We start from the raw sequence: 20868 nt of genomic DNA on the forward strand, positions 1-20868 counted from the left end.
CCCGATGCAGACCCACCAGTACGACGTCGTCATCGTCGGCGCCGGCGGCGCCGGGATGCGCGCCGCCCTCGAGTCCTCCGCGCGCACGCGCACGGCGGTGATCTCGAAGCTCTACCCCACCCGCTCCCACACCGGCGCGGCCCAGGGCGGCATGTGCGCCGCGCTCGGCAACGTCGAGGACGACAACCCCGAGTGGCACACGTTCGACACCGTCAAGGGCGGCGACTACCTGGTCGACCAGGACGCCGCGACGATCATGGCGAACGAGGCCATCGACGCGGTGCTCGACCTGGAGCGCATGGGCCTGCCGTTCAACCGCACGCCCGAGGGCCGGATCGACCAGCGCCGGTTCGGCGGCCACACCCGCAACCACGGCGAGGCCGCCGTGCGCCGGGCCTGCTACGCCGCCGACCGCACGGGCCACATGATCCTGCAGACGCTGTACCAGCAGTGCGTGAAGAACGAGGTCGCGTTCTTCAACGAGTTCTACGTGCTCGACCTGCTGCTGACGCACGACCTGACCGGCCGCGAGGTGCCGGACGGCGAGGACGTCGCGGTCTCCGGTGTCGTGGCGTACGAGCTCGCCACCGGCGAGATCCACATCTTCCGCGCCAAGTCCGTGGTCCTCGCGACCGGCGGCGCCGGCAAGATCTACAAGACCACCTCCAACGCGCACACCCTCACCGGCGACGGCATGGCCCTGGCCTACCGCCGCGGCCTGCCGCTGGAGGACATGGAGTTCTTCCAGTTCCACCCGACCGGCCTCGCGGGCCTGGGCATCCTGCTGTCCGAGGCCGCGCGCGGCGAGGGCGGCATCCTCCGGAACGCCGACGGCGAGCGGTTCATGGAGCGGTACGCGCCCACCATCAAGGACCTCGCGCCGCGCGACATCGTCGCCCGGTCGATGGCCAACGAGGTGCGCGAGGGCCGCGGCGCCGGCCCGAACAAGGACTACGTGCTGCTCGACCTGACCCACCTCGACCCCGCGCACATCGACGCGAAGCTCCCGGACATCACCGAGTTCGCGCGCACCTACCTCGGCATCGAGCCGTACACCGAGCCGGTGCCCGTCTACCCCACCGCGCACTACGCGATGGGCGGCGTGCCGACCAACGTCGAGGGCGAGGTGCTGCGCGACACGACGCACGTCGTCAAGGGCCTGTACGCGGCCGGCGAGGTCGCCTGCGTGTCGGTGCACGGCTCGAACCGGCTCGGCACCAACTCGCTGCTGGACATCAACGTCTTCGGCAAGCGGGCCGGCATCTCCGCCGCGGAGTACGCGCAGACCGCGCCGTGGGTCGACCTGCCGGAGGCCCCCGAGGCCGCCGTCGTCGAGCAGCTCGAGACCATGCGCAGCCGCCCCCAGGGCGAGCGCGTGTCCGACGTCCGCCGCGAGCTGCAGCAGACGATGGACACCAACGCGCAGGTGTTCCGCACCGCCGAGTCCCTGCGGCAGGCGTTTCAGGACATCCAGATCCTGCAGGAGCGCTACTCGCGGGTGTCCGTCCAGGACAAGGGCCGGTCGTTCAACACCGACCTGATCGAGGCGCTCGAGCTCGGGTTCTTGCTCGACATCGCCGAGACCGTCGTCGTCGGGGCGCTCAACCGCCGCGAGTCCCGGGGCGGGCACTTCCGCGAGGACTACCCGAAGCGGGACGACGAGCACTTCATGGAGCACACGATGGCCTACCGGCGCGTCCCGGGCGTCCCGGTCGACTCCCCCGCCGGCTCCGCACCGAAGGGCGAGGAGGTCCCGCCCCCCGGGCCGGGCCGCCCGGTCGTGCTCCTGGGCACCAAGCCCGTCGTGACCACCGTGTACCAGCCGATGGAGCGGAAGTACTGATGACTGCTGTCGTGGACCGCGAGGCGACCCCGCAGGCCGGGGCGGTCCCCTCGTTCGACGTCACCCTGAAGATCCGCCGGTACACGCCCGAGACCCACGGGGACGAGCCGTACTGGCAGGAGTTCACCGTCACCGCGCACGGCACCGACCGGCTGCTCGACGCCCTGCACAAGATCAAGTGGGAGCACGACGGGTCGCTGACCTTCCGGCGCTCCTGCGCGCACGGCGTCTGCGGCTCGGACGCCATGCGGATCAACGGCCGGAACCGGCTCGCGTGCAAGGCCCTGCTCAAGGACCTCAACCCCGACAAGCCGATCCTCGTCGAGCCCATCAAGGGGCTGCCGGTGATCAAGGACCTCGTCGTGGACATGGAGCCGTTCTTCGCCTCGTACCGCGAGATCATGCCGTTCCTCATCACCACCGGGCACGAGCCGTCCCGCGAGCGCCTGCAGTCCCCGGAGCAGCGGGCCCGGTTCGACGACACCACCAAGTGCATCCTGTGCGCCGCGTGCACGAGCTCGTGCCCGGTGTTCTGGACCGACGGCCAGTACTTCGGCCCGGCGGCGATCGTCAACGCGCACCGGTTCATCTTCGACAGCCGCGACGAGGGCGGGGCGCAGCGCCTGGAGATCCTCAACGACAAGGAGGGCGTCTGGCGCTGCCGGACCACCTTCAACTGCACCGAGGCGTGCCCCCGCGGCATCGAGGTCACGAAGGCGATCCAGGAGGTCAAGCGGGCGATGATCACCCGCGCCTTCTGACCCCGGGGGCCCGCCCCCGCAGAGTGGAAGGTTCGACCGGACTCGCCGTCGGCGTGTCTGCTCGAACCTTCCACTCTGCGAGCCGTCAACCGGCCAGGCGCCAGGTCGCGCGCCGGCGGTGGGCCACGGCGCGGGTGTGGGCCGCGACCGCGCGGGTCTGCCAGCGGGCGCGGGCCTCCGCGGTGGCCAGGTCCGCCGACGTGGCGCGGACGACCTCGAGTCCCGCTGCCTGCAGCCGCTCCTGACGAGCCGCGTCCGCGCTGTGGCGGTCCGCCGCCGCGTGGACGGCGCCGTCGTACTCCGCGACGAGGCCGCTCCCCTCGTCCAGGACGTCCACGCGGCCGATGAACCGACCGGCTCCGTCGAGGACCACGGCGTTGCACCGCGGAACCGGCAGGCCGGCGGCGAGCCAGACGAGACGCATCCGGGACTCCTGCGGCGACTCCACGCCGTCGGCCGACAGCGCGAGGGCCCGGCGCGCGGCCGCTACGCCGAGCCAGCCGCGCCGGCGGCGGATCAGGGCGTCGAGCTCGCCGGCGTCGAGCAGCCCCAGCACGCGCAGCCGGTCGAGCCCGACGACGGCGTCCTCCGCGCGTCCGAGCCGAGCCAGGTCGAACGCGGTCCGGAGCACCGACGTCACGGGCAGGCCCCCTGCGACCACCCGCTCCTCCGGCGCGACGCGGCTGCGCACGAGTCGGCGCCCGTGACCCGCGGCCAGCCGCACCTCGGGCGGCGCGAGGAGCAGCACCGGGAGATCGTCCCCGGGTCTGCCGTGCACCGGCACACCGTCGAACCACGGCTGCTCCTCCTGCCGGCGCCCGGCCCTGCCGCGTCGCCGTGCCGACCCGGACGCCGGCACGGACGCGAGCGCCGTCCGTTCGTGGACCCGCGCCGCGGCCCATCCACCCAGCGTCACCTCCTCCGGCACCCGCGCCATGGCGACCGCCGTCCGCACGTCCGGGTCCGTGACGTCCGCTCCGGCGACCACGTGCACCCCGCGTGCCGCGGGAACGTACCCCGCCCGCACGTCGGCGAGCACGCCCTGCGCGCGGGCGTCGCGCGTGGCGAGCACGGCAGGCAGCACGGGGCCGGCGAGGCGGCCGTCGGACGAGGTCTCCATCACCCCACCCTCGACCGCCGGCCGCGGTCCCACCCAACCGAGCCGGCCCCCTTGGGGACGCCCACCGGCGTGTCGCAGACCCGGCGCGGCCCGCCCCGGGCCTGTGCCCCCGACACGCGGTGGAAGGTTCGGACGGACACACCGTTGGCGTGTCCGTCCCAACCTTCCACCGTGCGGATTCAGGCTGGGGTGGGCTCCCGGGGTGGGGGGTCGGCGGTCCAGGCCGAGGCCAGGAGGACGATGCGGGCGATCAGGTTGACCCAGACCAGCAGCGTGACGATGACCGTGAACGACTGGAGCACCGCGTTCTGCCCCGCGGAGCCCGTGACCACGGACGTGCCGAGGAACCGCACGGCACCGAGCCCGACGGCGGCCACGACCATCCCCTGCCGCAGGTCCCGCCACGCGGGGCGCTGCCCCGCCAGGACGACCACGATCAGCGCGAACGTCCCGGCGTCGACCAGGAACGCCGCCGCGAGGCCGACCACGCGCAGCACCGCGGACCCGACCGCCGAGCCGGACAGCCCGAGCGCGTCGAGCGCCCAGTCCGCGGCCGTGGTCGAGGCCAGCGTCAGGGTGGCGGACAGCAGGATCGCGAGGCCGAGGCCGGCGAAGCCGCCGAGCTCCCGGAGCTTGCCGGAGACGACGTTCCCGCCCGGGCCGGCGTCGGCGAACATGGCGCGCACGGCAGTGCGCAGGGCCGCCATCGCGGAGATCGCGCTGACCAGCAGGACCACCGCCGCCACGGCCCCGGCGATCCCGACCCCGGTGCTGAGCACGAGGGTGTCCGGGTCCACGAGCCCGTCGGACCCCGCCCCGGTGTCGACGAGCCCCGGCAGGTTGGCGTTGATCGCGTCGAGGACCGACTGCCGGAGATCCTCGTTCTCGCCGAGGACCGCCATGAACACCGTGTACCCGATGGTCAGCCCCGCGAACAGGGAGAAGATGGTCGCGTACGCGATGCCGCCGGTGAGGACGCCCCCGCCCGCGGCGCCGAACCGCGCGTTCGCCCGTGCCGCGCGGGTCCGCTGCCACCACGCGAGCACGGCCTTGGCCCGGGCGACCACCCCGGCGAACCCGCCGGGGTACACGCGGGCTCCGATGTCGGTGCGGTTGCCCGCAGCGAGGTCCTCGGTGGTGCTCACGCCGGCGTGCGCGCGCCCGGCTCCTCGCGGTTCGGCCGGGACTCCCATGAGGCGACCCTAGGAGGAGGCGCCGCCGCCGGCATCCCGGGGCTGACCTGCGGCCACGTCCCCGCCCGTCAGCGCGTACCGGCCCATCGGACGCCACATGCCGTCGTCCCCGTGCTCGTACACGTGGATCTCCGGGACGTCGAACCGCGCCTCGAACCCCGCGAGGTCGGCGAACGCCCGGTCGAGGGCCTCGTCGGGCACCTCGTGCGCGATGGTGACGTGCGGGTGGTAGTGGAACCGGAGCTCCTGCTCCAGCACCCCGGACCGGATGTCGACCTCCAGCAGCTCGCACGACGCGATGCCCTCGACCACCTCGACGAACACGACGGGCGACACCGGCCGGAACGTCGCGGTGCCGCGCAGGTGCACGGTGAACGGCCGGTGCCGCGCGGCGACGGAGCGCAGGTGCCGGTCGACGTCGGGCAGCGCCGCCGCGGGGAGGACGGTCGGGCCCAGCAGCGTGATGTGCGGCCGGATCAGCTCGGCGGCGGGGTCCCCGACCCGGGCGCGGGCGGCCTGCAGCGCGCCGGCGTACGGCTCGGGGACCGCGACGGCGACCCCGATCCGCAGCTCCTCGCCGAAGGGCCCGGTGGGGTTCATGCCGTCCCGCGGCGCGGCAGCAGGCCGAACCGCTCCGAGATCCGGCCGAGGGTGGCCCGGGCGATGGCCCGCGCGCGGTCGGCGCCGTCCTCGAGCACGGCGTCGAGGCTGGCGGGGTCGGACAGGTACCCGTTCACCCGCTCCTGGAACGGCGTGAGGAAGTCGGTGACGACCTCGGCGAGGTCGACCTTGAGGTGGCCGTAGCCCTTGCCGTCGTAGTCGGCGACGATGTCCGCGACCTCGCGGCCGCTCAGGGCGGAGAAGATCGTCAGCAGGTTCGCGACGCCGGGCTGGGCCTCGCGGTCGAACCGGACGACGCCCTCGGCGTCGGTGACGGCGGACCGGATGCGCTTGGCGACGGTCTTCGGCGGGTCGAGCAGCTCGATGATGCCGTTCGGGCTCGCGGCGGACTTGCTCATCTTCGCCGTCGGGTCCTGCAGGTCGTAGATCTTCGCGGTGGCCTTGACGATGTGCGGCTCCGGGACGACCGCGGTGCCGTCGCCGAACCGGGAGTTCAGCCGCTGCGCGAGGTCGCGCGTGAGCTCGAGGTGCTGGCGCTGGTCCTCGCCCACCGGCACGAGCGCGGTGTCGTACAGCAGGATGTCCGCGGCCATGAGGATCGGGTACGTGAAGAGGCCGACCGTCGTGCCCTCGGCGCCGTGCTTCGCGGACTTGTCCTTGAACTGGGTCATCCGGCCGGCCTCGCCGAACCCGGTCTGGCAGGACAGCAGCCAGGACAGCTCGGCGTGCTCCGCGACGTGGGACTGCACGAACAGGATCGACCGCGCGGGGTCGACGCCGGCGGCCAGGTACTGGGCGGCGGTGCGCCGCGTGCGCTCGCGGAGCGCGACCGGGTCCGGGGCGACCGTCAGGGCGTGCAGGTCGACGACGCAGTACAGCGCGTCGTAGGAGTCCTGCAGCGCGACCCACTGGGTGAGCGCGCCCAGGTAGTTGCCGAGGTGGAGGGAGTCGGAGGTGGGCTGCATCCCGGAGAAGATGCGAGGGGAGCCGGAGACCATGGGTCCATTCTGACGGTCGGGGGCCGGTGGCCCGGTGGAGGGGGTCGGGCGAGCGGGTGGAGGCGTCAGGTGGCCTCGTCGTCGAACGGCGGGGGTCCGCCGGTGTCGGGCGGCGGCCCGGGTGCCGCGGCGGCGGCCGCACCGGGCGGGGCGGACCCGCGGATCGCGGAGCCGGTCCGCGCGGCGGTGGCGCCACGGGCACCGGCGGCGGTACCCGTGGCGGTCCGCGCGGCCGTGCCGGGCTCGGGGTCGAGCAGGGCGTCGCGCACGATGCGCCGCGGGTCGTACCGCCGGGGGTCGAGCGCGTCCCAGTCGATGTCCTTGACGTCGTCACCGAGCTCGTCGTCCACGCGGCGCCGCGCGTCCTGCAGGAGGTGCCGGGCCTGCTTGGTCAGCCGCGCGAGCTGCTCCGCGTACCGCGGGAGCCGGCTGGGGCCGATGACGATCACGGCGACGAGCAGGATCACGAGGAGCTCGCCGCCGTTGATGTCGAACAACACCCGACCAGGCTACCGCCCGGGCGGTGCCCCTCCCACCGCCCTCAGGACCGCGTCCGGCGGCTCAGCCCTGCGCGGACTCGTCGAGCACGACGCGGACGTCCCGCTCGGCGCCCTCCGCCCCCCGGACCCGGAGCAGCACGGCCTCCCCGGGGGTCCGCGCGCGGATGGCGACGATGAGCTCGTCGGGCTGGGTGACCGGCCGGCCCTCGATCGCGAGGATGACGTCACCCGGGCGGATGCCGGCGCGGTCCGCGGGCCCGTCGGGGGTGACCGGCTGCTGGCCCTGCTGGGACTCCTCCGCGACGCGCACGCCCTCGCCGGTGTACCGGGTGTCGAGCATCGCGCCGATCACCGGGTAGGTCGCCCGCCCGGTCTCGATGAGCTGCTCGGCGGTGCGCCGCGCCTGGTTGGACGGGATGGCGAACCCGAGGCCGATGCTGCCGCCCCCGGTCACGGCCGCGCCCGGCGGCTGCGCGATGGCGGAGTTGATGCCGACGACCTCGCCCGCGGCGTTCACCAGCGGGCCGCCGGAGTTGCCCGGGTTGATGGCCGCGTCGGTCTGGATGGCGTTGATGAACGCGGTGGCGTCCCCGCCGTCGCCCGCGGCCACCGGCCGGTTGAGCGCGCTGACGATGCCGGAGGTCACGGTGCCCGCCAGGCCGAGCGGCGCGCCGACCGCGACGACCGGGTCCCCGACCTGCACCTGGTCGGAGTCGCCGAGCGCGAGCGGGGTGAGCCCGGTGACCTCCACCTTGAGAACCGCGAGGTCGTAGTCCGGCGTGCTGCCGACGACGGTCGCGGCCTCCTGCGAGCCGTCCGCGAACAGCACGACCAGGGTCGCGCCGGCCTCGTCGGCCCCGGCGACGACGTGGTGGTTCGTGAGGATGTAGCCGTCCTGCCGGAGCACGAGGCCCGACCCGGTCGACGACCCGGCCGCCGTCGTGGACTCGATCGACACGACCGACGGCAGCACCGTCGCCGCGATGCCCGCGACGCTGTCCGGGGCGCGGTCGCCGGCGCCGGTCCCGACCGCGGCGGGCAGGCCGGCGTCGACCAGGCGGTCGTCCCCGTCGGACACCCGCGCGCCGACGAGGCCGCCGAGCAGCCCCGCGCCGAACGCGGCGACGACCAGGCCGGCGACGACGCCGAGCGGCAGCCGCGCGCGGCGGCGGCGCGCCGGGGCGGCCGGGGGCGCGAGGTCGGGCCAGGCGGGCGCGCCGGACGGCAGGAGCGCGGGAGCGGGGGCGGCGCCGGGGTCGGCCGGCAGCGGCGCAGGCGGCAGCGGGGCTGTCCGCAGCGGAGCGCCCTCGGCGACCGGGCCGGACGCGGGCGCGGCCGACGCGGGCACGGCCGGCGGCGCCGTCCATCCCTGCGGCGCGGGCGCCGGGGCCGCGAACGGGTCGGCCGCGCGCGCCGCGGGCCCGCCGGGCGCCGCGAACGGGTTCGGGTACGCGGGCCTGCCGGCGTCCGGGCGCGGCTCCACCGGGCCGGTCACGGCAGGTGCACCGCGGCGGTCAGGGTGTCCCAGCCGCGGGTGAGCCGGGCGGGCAGGCCCGTGTCGAAGTCCCCGTCGGGGAACTGCGCGACGACGGTCGCGACCTCGGGCCCGCTGCCGGCGGAGACGATCTCGACCACGGTGTCCCCCGACTGCCAGGCGGCGTGCCACGGCGCCGTGGACAGCACGTACACGGTGTGCCCGGCGAGGTCGATCCGGTCGGCGGCCGTGAGCGCGCCCGCGTCCAGGCGGCCGTGCTGCTCGGTGACGACGACGTCGCCCGACGGCCCGGACAGGTCCACCTCGAGGGTGCTGCCGCCGTCCCGCTCGCGCACGGAGGTGACGCTCCAGCCGGCGGGGACCTCGGTCGGGCAGGTCCAGCCCTGCGTCCGCATCCAGTCCAGGTACTCCTGCGTGGACGCGCCGACGGCGGGCTCGCTCACCGTCGCCACGGGGACGGCCGCGGTGCCGGCGTCGCCGAGCAGCGACAGCGCCTCGGCGGAGGCCGTGGCGGGCGCGACCTCGGGGCGGTCGCCGAGCAGGAACAGGCCGACCGCGACCATGCCGAGGCCGGTGAGCGACCCGACGGCGGCGCGCAGCCGGCGCCGCCCCGTCCCGGTGCCGCCGAGCGCGGAGCCCGTCCCGAGCACCGATCCGGAGCCGAGAACGCCGCGCGAGCCCAGCACGCCGGCGCCCTGACCGAGCAGGCCGCGGCCGCCCCCGAGCAGCCCGGCGAGCGACGCGCCCGGGTCGGCGACCGCGGCGGCGCGCGCCCCGGACGGCGGGACGAACGGGTCCATCGGGCGGCGCGGCGCGGTCCGGCCGGTGTCGGTGCGACCGGCGTCCGGCAGCCCGGCGCCGCCGAGCGCCAGCAGCCGCGCGGTCAGGTCACCGGCGGGCCGCACGTCGTCCACGTCGGACAGCACGCGACGCGCGGCGCGGGCGGCCGCGAGGTCGGTGGCGCAGCGGGCGCACCCCGTGACGTGCGCGAGCGCGCGCTCGGTCGCCGCCGGCCCCAGCTGGCCGTCGACGAGGGCGCTCACGCGGTCCCCGAGGTGCCCGTTCATCGGACCCCCGCGGCGGCGGTCACCTCGTCGTGCGCGGCGCGCGCGGCGGCGGGGGCGCGGTGCTCCAGCGCCACCCGGAGCCGGGCCCGGGCGCGGTGGATGCGGGAGCGGACGGTGCCGAGCTTGATCCCCAGGGTGACGGCGATCTCCTCGTACGACAGCCCCTCGATGTCGCACAGCACGACGGCGGCGCGGTACTCCGGCGGCAGCTCGTCGAGCGCCTTCTGGATGTCGACGTCGAGGTTGCCGTGCTCGAACGCGCGCTCGGGACCGGCGTCGGACGCGGGGTACCGGTCGCCGTCCTCGCCCATCGCGTCCATCCGGATCCGCTGCTTGCGGCGCGCCTGGTCGAGGAACAGGTTGGTGGTGATGCGGTGCAGCCAGCCCTCGAAGGTGCCGGGCGTGTAGCTGGACAGCGAGCGGAACACCCGGACGAAGACCTCCTGCGTGAGGTCCTCGGCGTCGTGCCGGTTCCCCGTGAGGCGGTACGCCAGGCGGTAGACGCGCGCGGAGTGCTCCCGGACGATCGCCTCCCAGGTCGGGGGCTGCCAGTCCGGGTCGGGCACCGAGTTCGCCATCCAGGTCCTTCGTGTCGGGTGCCGCGGGCGCGGCGCGTGGTCCCAGGAGCACAGTGTCCCAGGGCGCGGGTCCCGGTGCGAACCGGTGCCACCCCTTCCTCCCCGCAACGCGCACAGACCCCGCCCAGTTCCCGCCGGGCGGGACCGGCCCGCGCGTCGCGGCCCGCCGCCCGTCCCCGGGCCGCGGCGCGCACTAGGCTGGCCTGCGCCGACATGCCGCATCTCGCGTCCGAGGAGGACACCATCGCCACCGACAAGGCCGCCAGCTGGGTCTACGCGGAGGGCTTCGCCCCCGAGGACGACACCCTGCTGCGCGCGCGGGACCGCGCCGGGGAGCTCGGCTGCACCCCGGTCCAGCCCGGCACCGGGGCGGCGCTGACCGTGCTGGCCGCCGCGGCGCGCGCCCGGGCGGTCGTCGAGGTGGGCACGGGCGCGGGCGTCAGCGGGCTGCACCTGCTGCGCGGGATGCCGTCGGACGGCGTGCTGACCACGATCGACGTCGAGGTGGAGCACCAGCGCGCGGCCAAGCAGGCGTTCGCCGAGGAGGGCGTCCGGCCGGCCCGGACCCGCACCATCTCCGGCCGCGCGCTGGACGTGCTGCCGCGGCTCACCGACGGGGCGTACGACCTGGTGTTCGTGGACGCCGACATCGAGGGCTACCCCGCGTACGTCGAGCAGGCCGTCCGGCTGCTGCGCCCGGGCGGGGTGCTCGCGGTGGACGACGCGCTGTGGCACGACCGGGTGGCCGACCCCGCCCGGCGCGACGAGGCGACGACGATCGTCCGGGAGACCGGGCGGCGGGTGCGCGACGACGAGCGGCTGCTGCCGGCGCTGCTGCCCGTGGGCGACGGCCTGCTGGTGGCCGTCCGCCGCTGAGCGGCGCCCCGCGGGGCCGCGCGGTGGCTCAGCGCAGCGACGCCAGGTAGCGCAGCAGCAGCCGCGCCCCGTACCCGGTGGCCCCCTCGGTGACCTCGTGCTTGTCCGCGGTCGCGCGCGCGGGCCCGGCGATGTCCAGGTGCGCCCACGTCCGGGCCCCGACGAACTCCCGCAGGAACAGCGCGGCGGTGATGGACCCCGCGCCGTACTTCAGGTCCTGCGGCACGTGGCGCAGGTCGGCGACCCCCGACCGCACGGCGTCGCCGTAGTCCTCGACCAGCGGCATCGCCCACACCGGCTCGCCGGACTCGGCGGCCGCGGCCTCGAGGGCGGCGGTCAGGCGGGGGTCCGTGGCGTACAGGGCGGCGTGCTGCTTGCCGAGCCCGAGGCTCGCGGCGCCGGTGAGCGTCGCGACGTCGACGAGCACGTCCGGCTCGAGCGTGCCGTCCGCCCAGGCGAGCGCGTCCCCGAGGACCAGGCGGCCCTCGGCGTCGGTGTTCGCGATCTCGACGGTCCGCCCGCCCCACAGGGTGAGCACGTCGCCGGGCCGGTACGAGGCGGCCCCGACGTGGTTCTCCGCGAGCGGCAGCACGGCGGTCACCCGGTGCGGGACCTGCGCGGCGGCGGCACCGAGCACGGTTGCGAGCGCGACGGCGGCGCCGGCCATGTCGGTCTTCATCGGGACCATGGCCTCGCGCGGCTTGATGGACAGGCCGCCGGTGTCGTACGTGATGCCCTTGCCGACCACGACCACGTGCCGGGGGCGCCGGGCGCCCGCCTCGGCGGCCGGGGTGTAGGAGACGGTGACGAGCCGCGGCGCCGACGCCGAGCCGGCGCCGACGGCGAGGATGCCGCCGAAGCCCTGCGCGGCGAGCTCCCGCGGGCCGAGGACCTCGACGGCCAGGCCGGCCGCGCGGGCCAGCTCCGTGGCGCGGTCGGCGACCCAGGCGGGGTCCTTGATGCTGGAGGGTGTGTTCGCGAGGTCCCGGACCAGCCAGGTCGCGGTCGCGCCGCGCACGGCCTCGTCCAGCGCGGCCTGGGCGCGGACGCCGTCGCGGCCGACGACCACGAGCTCCGCCGCCGGGCGGTCCTTCTCGGGCGCGGGTGCCCCGATGCGCTGGACGCGGTAGGCGGCCAGCAGGTAGCCCTCGGCGAACGCCCGGACGGCGCGCGGGCCGTCGGCGCCGGGCTCGGTGGCCACGGTGGTGAGCACGCGGCGCAGGCCGCGGGTGGCCCGTGCGAGGGCGGCGCCGGCGCGGCGCAGGTCGTCGGGCGTGCCCGTGCCGACGCCGACGAGGACGAGCCGGCGCGGCAGCCCGTCCCAGGGCAGGGTGCCGCCGGCGCTGCCGACCGGGCGCGGCAGCAGCAGGGTCCAGGCCTCGCCCGGCGCGCCGGTCAGGCCGGCGCGCTCGGCGACCTCGGCCAGGTCGATGCCGTAGCGGGCGGCCGCGTCGGCCGTGCCGCGGCCGGGCTGCAGGTCGGTGTCGTCCGGGGCCGGCGGTGCGACCGGGACCGCCACCGCGTCGACGTCCGCCTCCAGCAGGAGGGACGAGGTCGCGAGGGAGCCCCCGGCCAGGGCGACCGCCGGCACCGGCCGGCCGATGCGCACCTCGGGGTGCGTCAGGGAACGTGCCACGTCGGAGCGAGCCCCCGGCGCGTCAGGAGACGACGGAGGTGAGGGCCTCGCCCAGCTCCTGCGCCTCGGTCGCGTTGAGCTCGACGACGAGTCGGCCACCGCCCTCGAGCGGGACCCGCATGACGATGCCGCGGCCCTCCTTGGTCACCTCGAGCGGACCGTCACCAGTCCTCGGCTTCATCGCGGCCATGCGGGGCTCTCCTTCACGTCGGTGCGACCCGGGGTCCGAAGGCGCTGGTCCGCGGGGGGCGGGCGCGGCGCTGCCGGGTCTCGGGTCGGCGGATGTCCGTCGCTCAGTCTAGTTCACCGAGGCGACAGCGTGGGTCGGGAGCGGGCCGGGAGCGGGCCGGGAGCGGGCCGGCAGCGGGTCCGCAGCGCGGCGCACCGCACCCCGTCGGGCTCACGGCGGCCACCCCGACGGCGGCACCAGGCGCCAGATCCGCCACACCCAGACGACCTGGAGCGCGAGCATGAGCGCGACCACCGCGGCGGTCCACGCCCACCGCGCCCGGCGCGGCCCGGTGACCACCCCCGCGGTCGCCGCGCCGAGCGGGTACGCCAGCAGCAGGAACCGCGCGAGGCTGCTCCCCGGCTCCACCGCGGCGGCCAGGTACAGCAGGTACGCGGCCGACCAGGCGTGCAGCTCCCGGCCCAGCCTCCAGGCCGACGGCACGACGAGGCACGCGACGACGAACGCCGCCGCCGCCAGCACCACGAGCGGCGCCGCGCCCCCGAACCAGAACTGCGGCACGTACGCCCAGCCGGCGAACGGCGCGGTGGTGCGCGCGCCCCGCCACGCCTCCTGGGTCTGCAGGTAGGCGTCGGGCACCCCGGTCACCCAGGCGCACACCGCGAGCCAGACGAACCCGGAGGCGACCGCGGTGACCGCGAGCGCCCCGATGCCGACGAGGTCGCGGGCGGGCGGACGCTCCCCCGCCGCCCGCCAGGTCCGCCACCGCACCAGGGCGTGCACCGCGACGACGACGGCCATGGGCAGCGCCACGGCCCGGGTGAAGCCGAGCGCCAGCACCGCGAGGCAGGCCCAGCCGTACCGGCGGGTGACGACGGCGAGCAGCGCGGCGGCGACCAGCAGCAGCGCGAGCGCCTCGGTGTACCCGACCTGGAGCACCACCGACGTCGGGAACACCGACACCAGCAGCACGGTGGCGAGCGGCAGCCCGGGCCGGGCGGCGACCGCGCGGGGCGCGCCCCGGACGACCGAGCGGTGCACCAGCAGCATCGCGGCGGCACCGGCCAGCAGCGACACGGTCGGGGCGACCAGCGCCCAGGACCCGCCGGTCACCGCCATGACGCCGCGCACGAGCAGCGGGTACAGCGGGAAGAAGGCCCACTCGTTCTGCTGCACCAGGCCGTCGGCGCCGACCGGCAGCGTCGCGGGGTACCCGCCCTCGGCGATCCGCCGGTACCAGGTCGCGTCCCACATCAGGCCCGTGTAGTCGGCGTACCCGGGCCGTGCGCCCGTCCAGCCGTTGGCCTCCTGCCGGGTCGCGACGACGAGCAGCACGACGGCGGAGAACGCGCGCGCCGCCGCGTACACGGCCAGCACCTGCGCCCACCAGGGCCACGTCCGGGGGTCCAGCGGCCGGGCGGTCCCGCGAGCCGCGCCCGTCACGCGCGCGGCACCCGTCACGCGAGCCCCCGCACCGCGCGCGCCGGGGGCGCGTCCCCGCGCAGCGCGGCCACCATGTCGACGGTCCGCCGGGTCGCCCGCACGTCGTGCGCGCGGAACACCCGCGCGCCGGCCCAGGCGGCGACGGCGGTCGCGGCCAGCGTGCCCTCCAGCCGCTCCTCCGGCGGCAGGTCGAGGGTCTCGCCGACGAAGTCCTTGCGGGACAGCGCCACCAGCACCGGGTGGCCCAGCGCGGTCAGCGCGGCGGTCCGCCGCACCAGGTGCAGCGAGTGCCAGGTGTTCTTGCCGAAGTCGTGCGTCGGGTCGACGAGCACGCTCGCCGGGTGCACGCCCAGGCCGACGGCGCGGTCGGCGGCGGCCCGCAGGGTGGCCAGCACGTCGAGCAGCACGCCGTCCCGCGGGTCCGCGCCGTCCGGGGCGTCGTCGGGCAGCGGGTAGCTCACCCGGAGCGGGTCGGTGCGCGGCGGCAACCCGCCCGTGTGCGAGCACACCACCCCGAGCCCGCGCTCGGCGGCGACCTCCACGAGGGCGGGGTCGTGCCCGGCCCAGGTGTCGTTCAGCAGGTCCGCGCCCGCGTCCGCCGCCGCCCGCGCGACCTCCGCGCGCCAGGTGTCCACGCTGACCAGCAGGTCCGGGTGCCGGCGCCGCACGCGCTCGACGAGCGGCACGACGCGGGCGATCTCCTCCGCGACCTCGACCCGCGGGCCCCGGCCGGCGCGCACGCCCCCGAGGTCCACCAGGTCCGCGCCCTCCTCCTCCGCGCGCGCCACCGCCGCATCGGCCCCGGCGTCGTCGTAGCGGGCGGCGGCGTAGAAGGAGTCGGGCGTGCGGTTGACGACGCCCATGACGACCGGGTGCTCCGGCCCGAACCACCGGCCCCGGAGCAGCAGCGGCGCGCCCGCCGCGGGGACGCCGCGCGCGGGGACGGCGGGGTCGGCGCCGGCGGGGTCAGCGCCCACCCGCGCCCGCCCGGCCCTCCTCGGCGGCCTCCGCCTCGACCTCCTGCTCGGCGACCTCCTGCGCCCGGGCGGCGGAGGCAGCGGCCTCGCGCTCGGCGGCCCGCAGCTCGACGCCCCGGTCGCGCACGATCCGCACGGCGTCCTCGGGGTCGTCGACCAGCCGGAGCAGCTCCAGGTCGGCCTCGCGGATCATGCCGCGCTCGAGCACCGGCCCGCGCAGCCAGTCGAGCATGCCGGTCCAGTAGTCCGAGCCGACGAGCACGATCGGGAACTCGGTGACCTTGTGCGTCTGCACCAGCGTCAGCGCCTCGAACAGCTCGTCGAACGTGCCGAAGCCGCCCGGCAGCACGATGAAGCCCTCGGCGTACTTGACGAACATCGTCTTGCGGGCGAAGAAGTAGCGGAAGTTCACGCCGAGGTCGACCCAGGGGTTCATGCCCTGCTCGAACGGCAGCTCGATGCCGAGCCCGACGGACAGGCCGCCCGCCTCCGACGCCCCCTTGTTGGCGGCGGACATGATCCCCGGCCCGCCGCCGGTGATGACGGCGTACCCGGCCTCGGCGAGCCGGCGACCGACCTGCTCGCCGAGCGCGAAGTCGGGGTGCTCCGGCAGCGTCCGCGCGGAACCGAAGACGGAGACCGCGGGACCGAGCTCGGCCAGGGCGCCGAAGCCCTCGACGAACTCGCTCTGGATCCGCATGACGCGCCACGGGTCGCCGTGCAGCCAGTCCGCGCCGTCGCCGCCCGACAGCAGGCGCTGGTCCGACGTGGTCGCCGGGATCTGCCCGCGTCGCAGCAGGACCGGGCCCTTGCGGTAGCCGGAACCGGGTGCGGGAACGCCGTCGTCGCTCATGGGAGCCGACTCTACGTGCGCCGGCCGTGGACGCACGGCGGGGCCCGGATGAACGCCGCGTGACCAGCGGGCTCAGGCCGTCAGCCAGGCGCGGAGGGCGTCGTGGCACAGCGCGAGCTGGGCGACCGGCAGCCGCTCGTCGTCCTTGTGCGCGAGCAGCGGGTCGCCGGGGCCGAAGTTCACCGCCGGCACGCCGAGCGCGGAGAACCGGGCGACGTCCGTCCAGCCGTACTTGGGCGCCGGCGCCCCGCCCGTCACGCCGAGCACCGCGGCCGCGAACTCCGCGGCCGCCGGGTCGTCCAGGCCCGGTCGGGCGCCCGCGGCCGCGTCGGTGACGACGACCTCGAACCCGTCGAGCAGGTCCCGGACGTGCGCCTCGGCCTCGGCGACCGAGCGCGACGGGGCGAACCGGTAGTTCACGGTGACGACGCAGCGGTCCGGCACGACGTTGGTGGCGACGCCGCCGCTGATCAGCACGGCGTTCAGGCCCTCCCGGTACACGAGCCCGTCGACCTCGACCGAGGCGGGCTCGTACGCGGCGAGCCGGGCGAGGACCGGCGCGGCGCCGTGGATCGCGTTCACCCCGGTCCACGCCCGCGCCGAGTGCGCGGCCACGCCCGGCACCCGCACCTCCGCGCGCAGCGTCCCGTTGCAGCCGCCCTCGAGGCCCGCGTCGGTCGGCTCGCACAGCACGGCGAAGTCGGCGGCGAGCCACTCCGGGTGGGCGCGGGCGATCCGGCCGAGCCCGTTCAGCGCCGCGTCGACCTCCTCGTGGTCGTAGAACACCCACGTCACGTCCCGGGTGGGCTCGGCCAGCGCCGCCGCGAGCGCGAGCTGCACCGCGACGCCGCCCTTCATGTCGACGGTCCCCCGCCCCCACAGCACCGCGTCCGCGCCGTCGCCCTCGAGCCGGGACGGCAGGTTGTCCGCGACCGGGACGGTGTCCAGGTGCCCGGCGACGACGACGCGCGACGCCCGGCCGAGGTGCGTGCGGGCGACCACCGCGTCCCCGTCGCGCAGCACCTCCAGGTGCGGGTACGCGCGCAGCGCGGCCTCCACCGCGTCCGCCAGCGCGGCCTCGGCGCCGCTCACGGAGGCGATGTCGCAGATCGCCGCGGTGAGGCTCGTGAGGTCGGCGGTCAGGTCCAGGGGGGTGGTCGTCGTCACGGTCGCGACCCTACCCGCGCGCGCCCGGGTGCCCCGCGCGGCCCCCTAGGCTGGAGGGCATGAGCGACCGCACCGCCTGGGGCTGGGGCCTGGCCACCGTGACCGACGCCGGCTCCGTCCTGGACACCTGGTACCCGCAGCCCGCCCTCGGCGACGTCCCGGACGCCGCCGAGTGCCCGGAGGACCTGGCCGCGCTGGTCCGCGCCGACGAGTCCCGCGGCGTGCGGACCGAGACGGTGCTCATCGTGGTGGACCTGGACGCCGAGCCGGTGGACACCGCCGACGCGTACCTGCGGCTGCACCTGCTGTCGCACCGCCTCGTGCTGCCGAACACGATCAACCTCGACGGCATCTTCGCCGCGCTGCCGAACGTCGTGTGGACCGACCGGGGCCCGTGCGCGGTCGACGGCTTCGAGACCACCCGCGCCCGGCTGCGCGCGGCGACCGGCCGGCCGGTGACCGTGCTCGGGGTCGACAAGTTCCCGCGGATGGTGGACTACGTGCTGCCGTCCGGCGTGCGGGTCGCGGACGCCGACCGGGTCCGGCTCGGCGCGCACCTCGCGTCCGGGACCACCGTCATGCACGAGGGCTTCGTCAACTTCAACGCCGGCACGCTCGGCACGTCGATGGTCGAGGGCCGGATCTCGCAGGGCGTCGTCGTCGGCGAGGGCTCGGACATCGGCGGCGGCGCGTCCATCATGGGCACCCTGTCCGGCGGCGGCCGCGAGCGGGTGTCGATCGGCGAGCGGTCCCTGCTCGGCGCGAACGCCGGTCTCGGCATCCCGCTCGGCGACGACTGCGTCGTCGAGGCGGGCCTCTACCTGACGGCCGGCACGAAGGTCGCCCTCGTCGGCCAGGCCGGCGAGGACGGCGCCCCGCGCGTCGTCAAGGCCCGCGAGCTCGCCGGGGCGGACGGCATCCTGTTCCGCCGCAACTCCCTCACGGGCGGCGTCGAGGCGGTGGCCCGCACCGGCACCGGCATCACGCTGAACGCGGCGCTGCACGCCAACTGACCGCCATGGCTCGGGGGTCCCGGCTCGGCTGCGCGGCGCTCACGGCGCTGGTGCTGCTGGCCGGGGCGGTCTCCGTGGTGGTGTGGGCGCTCGGCGGGTCGCGCCCGGACGCGGCTTCCCGCCGGTGCACCGCGACGGTCGACGGCACCGCGTGGGAGCTGTCCGCCGACCAGGCGGACAACGCCGCGCTGATCGCGCTGACCGCGGTCGAGCGCGGGCTCCCGGCGCGCGCCGCGACGATCGGGCTGGCGACCGCGCTGCAGGAGTCGCGGCTGATCAACATCGACTACGGCGACCGGGACTCGATCGGGCTGTTCCAGCAGCGGCCGTCGCAGGGCTGGGGCACGGTCGAGCAGATCATGGACCCGGTGTACTCGACCGGGAAGTTCTACGACGGGCTCGTGCGGGTCCCCGGGTACACCGAGCTCGAGGTGACCGAGGCCGCGCAGGCGGTGCAGCGGTCGGCGTTCCCGGAGGCCTACGCCCAGCACGAGCCCCGCTCGCGGGCGTGGGCGTCCGCGCTGACCGGCTGGTCCCCCGCCGCGGTGCACTGCGACCTCGACCCGGCGGCGGGCCCCGGGGACCCGGACGTCGTGGTCGCCCGGGTGCAGCGCGACCTGGGCGGGACGGTGTCCGCGGCGGTGGACGGGTCCGCGGACGGCACCGGCGGCCCGGTCGTGCTGCTGGACACCGCCGGGCTGACCGCCGCCTCCGGCGGGGACGCCGACCGCAGCGGCTGGGCCGTCGCGCAGTGGGCCGTCGCCGCCGCGGAGGCGCTGGGCGCCGAGAGCGTCGAGGTCGGCGACGCCCGCTGGGAGCGCGGCGGCACCGGCTGGCAGGACGGCGCCCCCGCCCCGCTCCCCGCGGGCACGGTCGCCCTCACCCTCGCCGCCCCGTGAAACCCGCGCCCCGCGCGGTCAGCTCAGGGCCGCGAAGGCCGTGATCTCCGCCCGGAGCTGCTCCGCGAGCTCCGCGAGGCCCGCGCCGTCGCCCCCGCCGGCCGCCGCGGCGACCGCGCCCACCTGCTCGGACATCCCGCCGATGATCTCGTCGATCCGCTCGATCGCCCGGCCCGCGTCCTCGGCGGCCGCCTGCGCGGCGACCACCTGGCGCGCGATGTCGTCGGACCGGCCCGCGGAGTCGTCGGCGAGCGTGCGGACCTCGTCGGCGACGACGGCGAACCCGCGCCCGGCCTCCCCGGCCCGCGCGGCCTCGATCGCGGCGTTCAGGGCGAGCAGCCGGGTGCGGGACGCGATGGTCTTGACCAGCCCGGCGGCCTCCTGGATCTGCGCGGACGTGTCCGTCAGGCCCTGCACGGTGGTCCGGGAGTCGTGGGCGGCGGTCGTCGCGGACTGCGCCGCGGCGGCCAGCGTCGCGGCCGACGACGTGAGGCCGTGCGCGGAGTCCGCGAGGCGCGCCGCGACGACGACCATCCGCTCGGCGAGGTCGGCGCGCTCGGCCTGGTCGCGCGCGGTCCGCGTCGCCGCGGACTCGAGCCCGGCGCGGGCGGCGTCGATCCGCACCGCGCCGTCCCGGAACGCCCCCGGCATGCCGCGGCGCAGGAACCGGCGGTGGAACCGCCCCTCTCCCGCGGCGGTCAGCGAGGCCTGGGACTCGCGCACGTAGGCGTCAACCAGGTCCGCGAGGCGGTTGAGCGAGACGCGGGCGCGCTGCACCGCCGGGTCGCCGTCGAGCACGGGGAGCCGGTCCTCGAGGTCGCCCTCGGCGACCCGGTCGCAGAACGCGGCGATCTGCTCCAGGGACGCCCGGGTGACGTCGTCCACGACGGGGCCCTCCGCGGCGGGGGCGGCCGCGCGCCGCCGGAGCGGGCTCACCGCAGACCCCCGCGGCGGGCGGGCTCGTCCGCGGCGTCGTCGGCCGCGGCGAGCGACCAGACGAACTCGTCGTAGGTGGCCCCCGCGTCGGCCAGCGCCCCCTCCAGCGCCGCGGTCCCGGCCGCGATCGCGTCGGGGGTCCGGGACTCGGCGTCCTCGGCCGCGCGGATCCGCGCGTACAGGTCGCCCACGGTGCGCCGCGTGCCCGGCGGGACCCACCGCCGGTTCGAGTGGTAGCCCGTGATCGCGCCGCCGGGCCCGAACGACGGGGTGACGTGCGCGAGCACCCAGTAGTGCCCGCCGTCCGCCGCCAGGTTGAGCACGTACGCGAACAGCTCGCGGCCGGTCGGGATGACCTCCCACATGAGCTGGAAGACGGCCCGGGGCATCGCCGGGTGCCGGATGATGTTGTGCGGCGCGCCGACGATCTGGTGCTCCTCGTACCCCGCGACTCGCAGGAACACGTCGTTGGCGTACGTGATGATGCCCTTGGGGTCCGTCTTGGAGACGATGATCTCCTCGGGGCCGTAGGGCCGTTCGACGCCGGTGGGCACCACTGCGCGCCGCCCTCGCGCAGTCCCGTCCCGCCGGCTCGTCCCGCGCGACGCGGTCAGAGTGGGCGACATGCTCCGTTGATCGGCCCGGTCCGCCCCGATCTGACCGGTTCGTCCGGGCCGGATGCCGGGGAAGCGATTGCCGTTT

At 76.4% G+C, this 20868-nt stretch carries 21 protein-coding genes; 5 read left to right on the forward strand and 16 right to left on the reverse strand.

Annotated features, from left to right (window positions below; translation table 11 throughout):
• Positions 1-4 precede the first annotated feature (4 nt).
• Both sdhA and HNR08_RS03070 read left to right on the forward strand, forming a co-directional pair.
• Positions 5-1843, forward strand: coding sequence for a succinate dehydrogenase flavoprotein subunit (gene sdhA / locus HNR08_RS03065; RefSeq protein WP_183834778.1), 1839 nt, complete (start codon positions 5-7; stop codon positions 1841-1843).
• Entirely contained in the window at positions 1843-2604 is a 762-nt protein-coding gene (locus HNR08_RS03070) for a succinate dehydrogenase iron-sulfur subunit (RefSeq protein WP_146834023.1), read from the forward strand. The genes sdhA and HNR08_RS03070 overlap by 1 nt, the downstream gene beginning before the upstream one ends.
• 85 nt (positions 2605-2689) lie before the next feature.
• On the opposite strand, the gene HNR08_RS03075 is transcribed toward HNR08_RS03070, so the two are convergent.
• The 8 genes from HNR08_RS03075 to sigE all read right to left on the reverse strand — a co-directional run bounded on the left by HNR08_RS03075 (position 2690) and on the right by sigE (position 10176).
• The gene (locus HNR08_RS03075) at positions 2690-3724 is read right to left on the reverse strand and encodes a hypothetical protein (protein WP_146834026.1); all 1035 of its coding nucleotides are present in this window, start codon (positions 3722-3724) and stop codon (positions 2690-2692) included.
• Positions 3725-3903: 179 nt separating this feature from the next.
• Entirely contained in the window at positions 3904-4869 is a 966-nt protein-coding gene (locus tag HNR08_RS03080; RefSeq protein WP_246802935.1) for a YihY/virulence factor BrkB family protein, read from the reverse strand.
• 57 nt (positions 4870-4926) lie between these two features.
• The gene (locus HNR08_RS03085) at positions 4927-5517 is read right to left on the reverse strand and encodes a 2'-5' RNA ligase family protein (RefSeq protein WP_146834032.1); all 591 of its coding nucleotides are present in this window, start codon (positions 5515-5517) and stop codon (positions 4927-4929) included.
• Positions 5514-6536 carry a tryptophan--tRNA ligase gene (gene trpS, locus HNR08_RS03090; RefSeq protein WP_146834035.1) on the reverse strand — a complete coding sequence of 341 codons (1023 nt, stop codon included), beginning with the start codon at positions 6534-6536 and terminating at the stop codon, positions 5514-5516. Before trpS ends, HNR08_RS03085 begins: the two co-directional genes overlap by 4 nt.
• Before the next feature lie 65 nt (positions 6537-6601).
• Entirely contained in the window at positions 6602-7036 is a 435-nt protein-coding gene (locus HNR08_RS03095) for a twin-arginine translocase TatA/TatE family subunit (protein WP_307724244.1), read from the reverse strand.
• A 61-nt stretch (positions 7037-7097) separates the two neighbouring features.
• Positions 7098-8531 (reverse strand): S1C family serine protease, encoded by a 1434-nt coding sequence (locus HNR08_RS22580; RefSeq protein WP_246802936.1) that lies wholly within the window; start codon positions 8529-8531, stop codon positions 7098-7100.
• Complete coding sequence (locus HNR08_RS03105; protein ID WP_246802937.1) at positions 8528-9574, reverse strand: zf-HC2 domain-containing protein; 1047 nt, start codon at positions 9572-9574, stop codon at positions 8528-8530. Before HNR08_RS03105 ends, HNR08_RS22580 begins: the two co-directional genes overlap by 4 nt.
• A gap of 20 nt (positions 9575-9594) precedes the next feature.
• Complete coding sequence (gene sigE / locus HNR08_RS03110) at positions 9595-10176, reverse strand: RNA polymerase sigma factor SigE (RefSeq protein WP_146834041.1); 582 nt, start codon at positions 10174-10176, stop codon at positions 9595-9597.
• A gap of 213 nt (positions 10177-10389) precedes the next feature.
• On the opposite strand from sigE, the gene HNR08_RS03115 reads away from it, so the two are divergent.
• Positions 10390-11052 carry an O-methyltransferase gene (locus HNR08_RS03115; RefSeq protein ID WP_146834043.1) on the forward strand — a complete coding sequence of 221 codons (663 nt, stop codon included), beginning with the start codon at positions 10390-10392 and terminating at the stop codon, positions 11050-11052.
• Positions 11053-11080: 28 nt separating this feature from the next.
• Here HNR08_RS03115 and HNR08_RS03120 read toward each other — a convergent pair whose 3' ends face one another.
• From HNR08_RS03120 to dapE, 6 genes are all read right to left on the reverse strand, one after another.
• On the reverse strand, positions 11081-12688 hold the full coding sequence (locus tag HNR08_RS03120; protein WP_146834046.1) for a leucyl aminopeptidase family protein: 1608 nt from the start codon (positions 12686-12688) through the stop codon (positions 11081-11083).
• A 22-nt stretch (positions 12689-12710) separates the two neighbouring features.
• On the reverse strand, positions 12711-12878 hold the full coding sequence (locus tag HNR08_RS03125; RefSeq protein ID WP_082812748.1) for a DUF3117 domain-containing protein: 168 nt from the start codon (positions 12876-12878) through the stop codon (positions 12711-12713).
• A 210-nt stretch (positions 12879-13088) separates the two neighbouring features.
• Positions 13089-14339 carry a hypothetical protein gene (locus HNR08_RS03130; RefSeq protein WP_146834049.1) on the reverse strand — a complete coding sequence of 417 codons (1251 nt, stop codon included), beginning with the start codon at positions 14337-14339 and terminating at the stop codon, positions 13089-13091.
• A complete protein-coding gene (gene folP, locus HNR08_RS03135; RefSeq protein WP_146834052.1) occupies positions 14336-15298 on the reverse strand; it encodes a dihydropteroate synthase in 963 nt (320 codons plus the stop codon). The genes HNR08_RS03130 and folP overlap by 4 nt, the downstream gene beginning before the upstream one ends.
• A complete protein-coding gene (locus tag HNR08_RS03140; protein WP_146834055.1) occupies positions 15288-16151 on the reverse strand; it encodes an LOG family protein in 864 nt (287 codons plus the stop codon). The genes folP and HNR08_RS03140 overlap by 11 nt, the downstream gene beginning before the upstream one ends.
• A 72-nt stretch (positions 16152-16223) precedes the next feature.
• On the reverse strand, positions 16224-17318 hold the full coding sequence (dapE, locus tag HNR08_RS03145) for a succinyl-diaminopimelate desuccinylase (RefSeq protein WP_146834058.1): 1095 nt from the start codon (positions 17316-17318) through the stop codon (positions 16224-16226).
• Positions 17319-17377: 59 nt separating this feature from the next.
• On the opposite strand from dapE, the gene dapD reads away from it, so the two are divergent.
• Together dapD and HNR08_RS03155 are read left to right on the forward strand one after the other, a co-directional pair.
• Complete coding sequence (gene dapD / locus HNR08_RS03150; RefSeq protein ID WP_146834061.1) at positions 17378-18331, forward strand: 2,3,4,5-tetrahydropyridine-2,6-dicarboxylate N-succinyltransferase; 954 nt, start codon at positions 17378-17380, stop codon at positions 18329-18331.
• 5 nt (positions 18332-18336) lie between these two features.
• Entirely contained in the window at positions 18337-19230 is an 894-nt protein-coding gene (locus tag HNR08_RS03155; protein ID WP_246582572.1) for a hypothetical protein, read from the forward strand.
• A gap of 18 nt (positions 19231-19248) precedes the next feature.
• Here HNR08_RS03155 and HNR08_RS22585 read toward each other — a convergent pair whose 3' ends face one another.
• Together HNR08_RS22585 and HNR08_RS03165 are read right to left on the reverse strand one after the other, a co-directional pair.
• Positions 19249-20166: a methyl-accepting chemotaxis protein gene (locus tag HNR08_RS22585; RefSeq protein WP_276509342.1), complete on the reverse strand. Its 918-nt coding sequence runs from the start codon at positions 20164-20166 to the stop codon at positions 19249-19251.
• Positions 20163-20720 (reverse strand): PAS domain-containing protein, encoded by a 558-nt coding sequence (locus HNR08_RS03165; protein ID WP_246802938.1) that lies wholly within the window; start codon positions 20718-20720, stop codon positions 20163-20165. Before HNR08_RS03165 ends, HNR08_RS22585 begins: the two co-directional genes overlap by 4 nt.
• Positions 20721-20868: the final 148 nt, after the last annotated feature.

Source organism: Cellulomonas hominis, from assembly GCF_014201095.1.
GTDB lineage: Bacteria > Actinomycetota > Actinomycetes > Actinomycetales > Cellulomonadaceae > Cellulomonas > Cellulomonas hominis.

What these genes read in the sequence shown, in the direction of transcription:
- HNR08_RS03075 (WP_146834026.1), bottom strand. Translation starts at nt 3,724, where the DNA reads ATGGAGACCTCGTCCGACGGCCGCCTCGCCGGCCCCGTGCTGCCTGCC.
- trpS (WP_146834035.1), bottom strand. Translation starts at nt 6,536, where the DNA reads ATGGTCTCCGGCTCCCCTCGCATCTTCTCCGGGATGCAGCCCACCTCC.
- HNR08_RS03140 (WP_146834055.1), bottom strand. Translation starts at nt 16,151, where the DNA reads ATGAGCGACGACGGCGTTCCCGCACCCGGTTCCGGCTACCGCAAGGGC.
- HNR08_RS03085 (WP_146834032.1), bottom strand. Translation starts at nt 5,517, where the DNA reads ATGAACCCCACCGGGCCCTTCGGCGAGGAGCTGCGGATCGGGGTCGCC.
- sdhA (WP_183834778.1), top strand. Translation starts at nt 5, where the DNA reads ATGCAGACCCACCAGTACGACGTCGTCATCGTCGGCGCCGGCGGCGCC.
- sigE (WP_146834041.1), bottom strand. Translation starts at nt 10,176, where the DNA reads ATGGCGAACTCGGTGCCCGACCCGGACTGGCAGCCCCCGACCTGGGAG.
- HNR08_RS03155 (WP_246582572.1), top strand. Translation starts at nt 18,337, where the DNA reads ATGGCTCGGGGGTCCCGGCTCGGCTGCGCGGCGCTCACGGCGCTGGTG.
- HNR08_RS03070 (WP_146834023.1), top strand. Translation starts at nt 1,843, where the DNA reads ATGACTGCTGTCGTGGACCGCGAGGCGACCCCGCAGGCCGGGGCGGTC.
- dapD (WP_146834061.1), top strand. Translation starts at nt 17,378, where the DNA reads ATGAGCGACCGCACCGCCTGGGGCTGGGGCCTGGCCACCGTGACCGAC.
- HNR08_RS03115 (WP_146834043.1), top strand. Translation starts at nt 10,390, where the DNA reads ATGCCGCATCTCGCGTCCGAGGAGGACACCATCGCCACCGACAAGGCC.
- HNR08_RS03125 (WP_082812748.1), bottom strand. Translation starts at nt 12,878, where the DNA reads ATGGCCGCGATGAAGCCGAGGACTGGTGACGGTCCGCTCGAGGTGACC.